Below are 8,681 nucleotides of genomic sequence, written 5' to 3' on the forward strand. Positions count from 1 at the left end.
GCCGTCGTGATGGCCGCCGGCCTCCTGCAGGTACCAGAACGGGCCGCGGTCGCCGCCGCCTATACGAAGCCGCCCATCACACCGGTGCCCGCCGTGCCGGTCAGCGACGTCGCACCCGCCGACGCCTCGCAGGCGCGTCTGAGCCGGGCCAGCGACAAGCCGGCACCGGTCTGGCCCGCCGCCGGTGCCGCCCGCATCGCGGTGGCCGCCGACGGCGGACCCGCGCTCGGCAAACCGGGCGGCCTGCCCGTGCGGGCGACAGCCAGCGATTCGACGATGCGACGGCTCGGCGCGCCACCACGACAGGTCGACGTCGAGGTGCTGGATCGGGCGACCACGACCAAGGGTGGGATCAAGGGTGTCCTGCTGCGGGCCGCGGCCAGGGACGCGAGCAGCGGAAAGCTGAACCTCAGCATCGACTACGGGTCATTTGCCACCGCCTACGGCGCCGACTGGGCCACCCGGCTCAGAATCGTCGCCGTACCCGAGTGCGCCCTGGCCACCCCGCAGCAGAAGCAGTGCGCGGCGACCCCGCTGGCGTCCACGAACAACCTGGCGACCCGTACGGTGTCCGCCGACGTGAGCGTCACGTCGCAGGCGTCGCTGTTCGCGGTGTCGGCTGGGGCATCAGGTCCCGCCGGTGACTACAGCGCCACCCCGCTGCAGTCCTCATCGACCTGGTCGGCCGGCGGCAACAGCGGAGACTTCACCTGGTCCTACCCCATGCGCGTGCCGCCGGCACCGGGTGACCTCACCCCGCAGCTCGCGCTCGGCTATTCCGCCCAGTCGGTCGACGGCCGGCACGTCGCGAGCAACAACCAGCCGTCCTGGATGGGAGAAGGCTTCGAAGCCTGGCCCGGCGGCTACATCGAGCGCCGCTACCGCGCCTGCGCCAAGGACATGGACGGCAACGCCAACAACACCACCAAGACCGGCGACCTGTGCTGGGCAACGGACAACGCGGTGCTGTCGCTGGGCGGGCACTCCGGCGAGCTCATCTACAACGCCAGCGAACAGCGGTGGCACCTGCGCGCCGACGACGGCACCCGCATCCGACGCGAGACCGGCGCCACCAACGGCGACAACAACGGTGAACACTGGGTGGTCACCACCACCAACGGCATCGAGTACTGGTTCGGCCGGAACCGCCTGCCCGGCTGGACGTCGAACAAGCCGGTAACCAACTCGACCTGGACAGCCCCCGTCTTCGGCAACCACCCGGACGAACCCTGCCACGCCACCACGTTCGCCAACTCGCACTGCGGGGGCGACAACCAGGCATGGCGGTGGAACCTCGACTACGTCCTCGACCTCAACGGCAACTCCATCTCCTACTGGTACGAGAAGGAAACCAACCGCTACGGCCGCAACCTCACCGCCACCGACGCCGCCCGCTACGACCGCGGCGGCTGGCTCGACAAGATCGAATATGGCACGCGCAACACCAACAACGTCGACTCGATCTTCTCCACGCCCGCCCCGATGCGCGTCGACTTCGCCGAGGCAGACCGCTGCAAGAGCAACTGCACCACCCACACCGAAACCACGTGGCCGGACACCCCGTGGGACAGCGAATGCACCGCGGCGCCCTGCACCGACAACCATTCGATCACGTTCTGGTCGACCAAGAGGCTGGCCAGCATCACCACCCAGGTCCGCAACGGCAGCGGCTACGACAACGTCGAGCGGTGGACCTTCACCCACGGCTTCCCGGACCCCGGCGACGGCACCCGAGCGGGTCTCTGGCTGGAGAAGATCTCCCACGCGGGGCTCGTCGGCACCACCATCACCGTGCCGGACATCGAGTTCACGCCGGTTCAGAAGCCGAACCGGGTCGACGCGATCGGTGATCACTCGCCGGCGATGAACTGGATGCGGATCACCCGGATCCGCACCGAGACCGGCGGCACCATCAGCGTCAACTACTCCGACGCCGACTGCGTCGCCGGCCAACCGAAGCCGGCCCCGGCAGACAACAAGCGGCGGTGTTACCCGGTGATCTGGGAACCCGAAGGCTACACCTCACCGGTCACCGACTGGTTCCACAAATACGTCGTGACGACGATCTACGAGGCGGACAACACCGGCGGCGCCCCACCCCAGGGCAGCCCGCGCGTCGTCTACTCCTACAAGTACTTCGACGCCGCCTGGCACTACAACGACGACGACGGAATCATCGACAAGAAGGCCAAGACCTGGTCCGACTGGCGCGGCTACGGCCGAGTCGAAGTCACCACCGGTGACCCCGGCGAGCAGACCGCCACCGAAACCCGCTACTTCCAGGGCATGCACGCAGACCGGGCCTCCACCACCGTCGGTGACCGGCGCAGCGTCACGATCGACGGCATCACCGACCACGACTACTACGCCGGCATGGTCCGCGAGCAGAAAACCCTCAACGGCCCCGGCGGGCCGTCGGTGTCCCGAGTGACCAACGAACCCTGGGCATCCGCCGCCACCGCCACCCGGACCATCAACGGCGACACCGTCACCGCCCGATTCACCCGCATCGCCACCGTCCGCTCCTACACCGCCCTCGACGCAGGACGCGGCGAACGCGCCACCCGCACCACCACCAGCTACGACGCCTACGGCATGGCCACCACCATCGACGACCACGGCCATGACGGCGTCACCGGCGACGAACAATGCACCAAAGTTCACTACACGCCGCGCAACAGCGACATCTGGCTCATGGACCGGCCCCACCGCACGCAGACCTACGCCGTCAATTGCGCCGACACCACCGGCACCCTCACCGAAAGCCAGGTCATCGGAGAGACCCGTACCTCCTACGACGGCAACTCCTTCGGCACCGCCCCCACCCGTGGCCTGACCACCCTCACCGAGGAGATGGCCACCTGGAACGGCGGCGCCCCCACGTTCACCACCACCGGCCAAGCCGGCTACGACGCCCACGGTCGCGTCACCTCCTCGCGCGACGCGATGAACTACGAGACCAAGACCGCCTACACCCCCGTCACCGGCGGACCAGTCACCTCGGTCAAGATCACCAACGCGATGCTGCACGACACCACCACGACGGTGTCACCGGCCTGGGGCTCGGTCACCAGCAGCGTCGACGCCAACGGCAAGCGCACCGACCTGGCCTTCGACGGACTCGGCCGCATCACCAAAGTCTGGCTAGCCGACCGCGACAAGGACACCGATCCGGCCAGCGTCGTCATGGACTACCGGATCCAGAACAGTGCCGCCAGCTACGTCGCCACCTCACGGCTCAACGCCACCGGCGGCTACGTCACCTCCTACGCCCTCTACGACGGTCTGCTGCGCCCCCGCCAGACCCAAGCACCCTCCCCGTCCGGAGGACGACTGCTCACCGAGACGTTCTACGACTCGGCCGGCCGCGAAAAGAAGGTCTTCGGCGCCTACCACACGACCGGGAACCCCGGCGGCTCCCTGGTCACGGCCACCGAACGGGCCCTGGTGCCCACGCAGACCAGGACCGACTACGACGGCGCCGGGCGGGCCATCGCCAGCGTCTTCCAGCCGTACGACGAGGAACGGTGGCGGACCAAGACCTACTACGCAGGTGACCGCACCGACGTCACCCCACCCGGCGGTGGTACCGCGACCTCCACCGTCACCGACGCCCGCGACCGGGCCGTCCAACTGCGCCAGTACCACGGGCCCGCCCCCACACCGACCGTCGCCGGCAGCTGGGACACCACCACCTACACCTACAACCGCAAGGGCCAGACGGAACTCATCACCGACCCGGCCGGCAACTCCTGGAAGTACACCTACGACCTACGCGGACGGCAGGCTACGACCGAGGACCCCGACCGGGGCATCACCACCTTCACCTACGACAACGCCGGCCGGGTCAAGACCACCACCGACGCGCGACAAAAGACGATCGCCTTCGTGTACGACGGGCTCAACCGCAAACGCTTCGCCTACGACAACCAGGTCGGCGGCACCATGCGCGCCCAATGGATCTACGACACCCTCGCCAAGGGCTACCTGACCCAATCCACCCGTTTCCTCCCCGGCGGTGCCAACTACCACGTCAAAGTCACCGGATACACCGACACCTACCAGCCGGAAGGCACGGAGTACATCATCCCCGCCTCCGAGACCGGTCTCGGAGGCACCTACGCCTACACAAACTTCTGGAACCCCGACGGCACCCTCGCCTCACTCGGCATGCCTTCGACCCGGTCCGACCTCGGTGCCGAGACACTGCTGTACAGCTACAGCGACCTGGGGCTGCCCACGACACTCGAGACGCTGACCGGCAGCACCACTACCAGTTACGTCGACGAAACGATCTACAACGCCCTCGGTCAGCTCGACGAATACGATCTGCACACCGGCAGCGGCGGACACGTCTGGCAGCGCTTCACCCGTGAGCTGGAGACCGGCCGACTCACGGGCCTGCAAACCGTCCGAGACAGCGTCGCTCCTCACATCCTCGGCGACACCCACTACGACCACGACAGCGCGGGAAACATCACCAGGATTGTCGACAGGGCACCGGATCCTGTCGATGACACCCAGTGCTTCACCTACGACCACCTTCGCCGACTCACCCACGCCTGGACACCGACCTCAGGCGACTGCGCCGCCACCCGCAGCGCCGCCACCCTCGGCGGCCCAGCACCCTACTGGCACTCCTGGACGTTCGACGCCATCGGCAACCGGAAAAAGCACAACATCCACACCACCACCGGCGTCAGCACCACCGACTACCACTACCCCGCCCCAGGGGCCACCCGACCCCACGGGCTGACCTCCACCAGCGGCGCGAAGACCGGTACTTACACCTACAACGAGACGGGTGACACCCTCACCCGTCCCAGCCCATCAGGCACCCAAACCCTGACCTGGGACGCCGAAGGACTCCTCGAAACCGCCACCGACACCACCGGACAGACCCGCTACATCTACGACGCCGACGGCAACCGGATCATCCGCCGCGACCCCACCGGCGCCACCCTCTACCTTCCCGGCCAGGAAATCCGCTACACCAACGCCACCAGCGCGAACACCTGCACCCGCTACTACAGCCACGCCGGCAGAACCATCGCCTCCCGTACCGCCACCGGGCTGACCTGGCTCGCTGAGGACCATCAGGGCACTCAGAGTATCGCCATCGACGCCATAACCCAGGTCGCCACGACCCGCCGTCAAACCCCCTACGGAGAACCTCGCGGCAGCAGCCAACCCACTTGGCCCAATCTCAAGGGATTCGTCAACGGCGACAACGAACCCACCGGCCTCACCCGGCTCGGCGCACGCCACTACGACCCCGCCATCGGCCGGTTCATCTCCGTCGACCCCATCCAGGATATGGCCCAGCCACAGCAATGGCACGGCTACTCCTACGCCAACAACAGCCCCATCACCTTCAGCGATCCCAGTGGCCTCTACGCCACCGGCGACAACGAAGGCCACGTCCGCGACATGAGCCCCAAACCCGGCGTCCACAAAATCGTCGACTACACCCCGAAGACCAGAAACTCGACCGAGCCGCGGCCACCCATCGTCATCGTCCACACCCCGAACTATAAAGTGACGGTCGAAGACGACGGCAAGGTGTACGTCAACAAATATCCAGTGCCGCCGGGCATCAGTGGCACGAAGGTCGCCAGTCTTCTCGGGGATTGGTGTGCCGCTATGGAATCCCAGTGTGACACGCACTTCTACTGCGGCACCGTGATTACCTGCGACGAGCTCCAAGCAGACCAAGAAGTATTGATTGCTCTATTCAGCATTTGTGGCACAGGAGAATGCGGCGCATCTGTCCGGGTGGCGATAGCTGATGACGAGAAATTGGTCAATTTGCTGACTTTGGGTATGTTCAACGGCGGCAGTGGAGCAATGCCCGGCGCACGAGGTGGCATGGCTGGCGCGGGCGGTCGGGCTGGATATAAGGCGAAATTGTCAGGTTGCCAGGGATCCAATAGCTTTATAGGTGGCACTCACGTCCTGATGGCGGACGGCTCCACGAAACCGATCGAGGACGTGAAGGTGGGTGACCTAGTGCTCGCTGCGGATCCCGAAAGCGGGGAGACAGGCAAACGACTGGTAACGCACGTCATCAACAGCGAAGGGACCAAGGAACTCGTCTCAATCCTTGTGAACATCGGTCCGCAAGCCGGATCCGCAGACGAGATCGTCGCGACAGAGAACCACCCGTTCTGGGTTGAGAGGACCCGGCGATGGGTCAAGGCCACAGACCTGCGACCCGGCGACCTACTGAGAACCTCTGCCGGAACCGACGTTCGGGTGACGGGCTTGCGTACCTGGAGCCAGCAGCAGGCCGTTCACAACCTCACTGTCGCCGACATCCACACGTACTATGTGGTAGCCGGCGACGTGCCGGTCCTGGTGCATAACTGCCCGATGGCAGGAGGCAAGGCGATCCAGGGCATGAAGATGCCTAAAACGTTCGGAGGTGTGAACCTGGAACATACGAAGTCCGGCCATATGGCCGGAGGTGGTCGAGTAACCAGGCAAAAAGATCTCTGGCCGGCCGGAACGACGGATGAACAGATCATTTCTACTGCGGAGCAAGCGTTCAAGAACAACCCCAGAATTACCGGTTATGACTCACAAACTAACATGCTTCGAGCGCGATCAACGGTGAACGGCCAGGTTTACGAGATGATGGTCAATAAGGCGACAGGAGAGGTTCGCTCAATTTATCCGAAGGGTGCGAGGCGATGATCGCGCTGGTATTCAAAGACTTCGAGTCTCTCCGCCAGCCGATACCCGAATCGCCGTCCGGGAGAGCATGGTTTGTGTTGGATGGAGTCAGCTTCCCTGGCGAGGATTGGTTCGACTTTCCACTCTCGATGCTCGGCTCTGCGTTCGATGCTTACCTGGAGTTGATGCGGGGTGCACCTGAGGCGGTCTCGTATGTCTTCGACGGTCCATTCAACCTAAATTACCAGCGTTCCGCGTCTGTGTCTGAGGCGTCGGTGAAAATAAGCGCCTACTCCGAAGACGACGAAGTCGGGCAATCTTTGAAAGCTGAGACTGAGGTGCCCCTTCCTGAGCTGAGAAGTGCCCTAATGGAATCAGCGGAGCTGATGGCGGTGGCGCTATCTTCCGTTGAGGGTGCTGATGGTGTGAACTCACGTATTGTTGCCCGCATTCTAGGCGAGCTCGAACGCCACGGATCAGAAGGTTAGGGGTTCGAGTCCCTTCGGGGCGCACAAAATCAAGAGGGGCCCGGACTGCGGGAACGCGGTTCGGGTCTCTTCCCTTGTCTGGCTTGATCGGACGGTGGGTCTCACTCGGGTATCATCACGTTGCGTGACGACGGCGTTCGTCCTGAGATGTTGACCTGCGGCTGCTTTCCCTTGGCAAATGCCTTTTCAGCCGGAGTATGTGCCGCTGGCCGGGGTTGGGTCGGTTGCGGCGGCCCTTGTTGCGGATTGTGGCGCGGGTGTGGTGGGCGGTGGCGTCGGCGCTGCGTCGTTGGGCGTGGGGCAAAAGCTGGTGTAGGTGTCGGCGGTGACGACCATGCTGGAGTGGCCGAGCAGGTCCCGCAGGGTTTTGAGGTCGGCTCCGGCGTCGTGGGCGAGGGATGCGGCGCCGTGGCGTAGGTCGTGTAGCTGGACCGGCGGGATGTCGGCGCGTTTGACCAGGAGCCGGAACCGTCCGCTGGCGTAGCCGGGGTACAGGGGCTGCCGTCTTGCGGACGAAAACGTGCCCGGAGTCGAGCCAGATCTTCCCGGCCGATTGTCGGCGTGCTTGCTGGTCTCGCTGTGTCGGCGGTCCCGCAGCACTTGGACGGTGCGCTTGTCGAGGGCGACCGGGCGTCCGGCCGCGGTCTTCGGGTGGCCTTCGATGACCTGGTATCCGGCGGTGGTGCGGTTGCGTTCGACGTACAGCACCCCGCGGTCGAGGTCGATCTCACCACCGCAGCCTGCACATCTCGCCGCGGCGTAGGCTGCGCAGGGCGGTGAGCCGCGAGAACGCGAATAGTGGGTCGTCGACGACGGTGTCGAGGAACGCGCCGAGCTGCTCGACGGTCCACACCGCGGTAGGCCCAGTGCCGAGGACCACGAGCCGTGGCGACCATGGTTGCTCGGTGGCTGCTCGGAAGTCGGGGAACTGAAGCGGACGAACCGCTACCTGCGCGGATTCGACCGGAGGCGCGGGATCCGCTTTGCCATCGAGGGTCAAGAATTGATGGCGTCGCCATGACGTAGACCTGCAAGAACCCAACCGGATAAAGGCGGACTGTCGGCTCGCGGTCGGACGAGTTGTCGGTCGAGTGCTGGGCGTAGAGGTATGTGCTGGTGGCTTTGCACTACGGATCAGAAGGTTAGGGGTTCGAGTCCCTTCGGGCGCGCCACACGATCAAGGCTGTAACCAGCTAAAACGCCGGTTGCGGCCTTGACCCTTTCCCGTTATGTGCCGTGATCTTCCAGCATGTGGGAGCTTGGTGCTCCGTTGGTGCTCCGAAGTTCGCGTGCCGTCTGAGTGGCGGTTCGTGCTCGTGGGTGCTGACCAGTGCGTTTGCGTGTCGCCTGGTCTGGATCATGGTGGAGGTGTGCGTCGGCGGGTCGTCGGGTTCCGTCCACTGTGGCCATTTGTGTGGATCTTCTTGGCGGCTGTCGCTGCGGGTGTGGTCGGTGGGCGTTGACCTGGGTTCACGACTTGGCGGGTCGGGCTGCACCATGGGGTGGGGTAGTGGCCAG

4 protein-coding genes are annotated in these 8,681 nt (G+C 65.1%); 2 read left to right on the forward strand and 2 right to left on the reverse strand.

Annotated features, from left to right (window positions below):
• Positions 1-9: 9 nt before the first annotated feature.
• Together ENC19_RS21510 and ENC19_RS21515 are read left to right on the forward strand one after the other, a co-directional pair.
• Positions 10-6,696 (forward strand): polymorphic toxin-type HINT domain-containing protein, encoded by a 6,687-nt coding sequence (locus ENC19_RS21510; RefSeq protein ID WP_408058095.1) that lies wholly within the window; start codon positions 10-12, stop codon positions 6,694-6,696.
• Positions 6,693-7,163 (forward strand): hypothetical protein, encoded by a 471-nt coding sequence (locus tag ENC19_RS21515; protein ID WP_164448894.1) that lies wholly within the window; start codon positions 6,693-6,695, stop codon positions 7,161-7,163. Before ENC19_RS21510 ends, ENC19_RS21515 begins: the two co-directional genes overlap by 4 nt.
• A gap of 186 nt (positions 7,164-7,349) precedes the next feature.
• Here the strand turns inward: ENC19_RS21515 and ENC19_RS30500 are convergent, their stop codons facing one another.
• Together ENC19_RS30500 and ENC19_RS31075 are read right to left on the reverse strand one after the other, a co-directional pair.
• Positions 7,350-7,871, reverse strand: a complete 522-nt coding sequence (locus tag ENC19_RS30500) for a tyrosine-type recombinase/integrase (protein WP_309246265.1) — start codon at positions 7,869-7,871, stop codon at positions 7,350-7,352.
• A 19-nt stretch (positions 7,872-7,890) separates the two neighbouring features.
• On the reverse strand, positions 7,891-8,016 hold the full coding sequence (locus ENC19_RS31075; RefSeq protein ID WP_268968068.1) for a hypothetical protein: 126 nt from the start codon (positions 8,014-8,016) through the stop codon (positions 7,891-7,893).
• Positions 8,017-8,681 lie beyond the last annotated feature (665 nt).

Source organism: Verrucosispora sioxanthis, from assembly GCF_010560025.1.
Classification (GTDB): domain Bacteria; phylum Actinomycetota; class Actinomycetes; order Mycobacteriales; family Micromonosporaceae; genus Micromonospora; species Micromonospora palythoicola.

Excerpts from the sequence above, each read along its gene's own strand:
- ENC19_RS21510 (WP_408058095.1), top strand. The coding sequence starts at position 10 with ATGGCCGCCGGCCTCCTGCAGGTACCAGAACGGGCCGCGGTCGCCGCC.
- ENC19_RS21515 (WP_164448894.1), top strand. The coding sequence starts at position 6,693 with ATGATCGCGCTGGTATTCAAAGACTTCGAGTCTCTCCGCCAGCCGATA.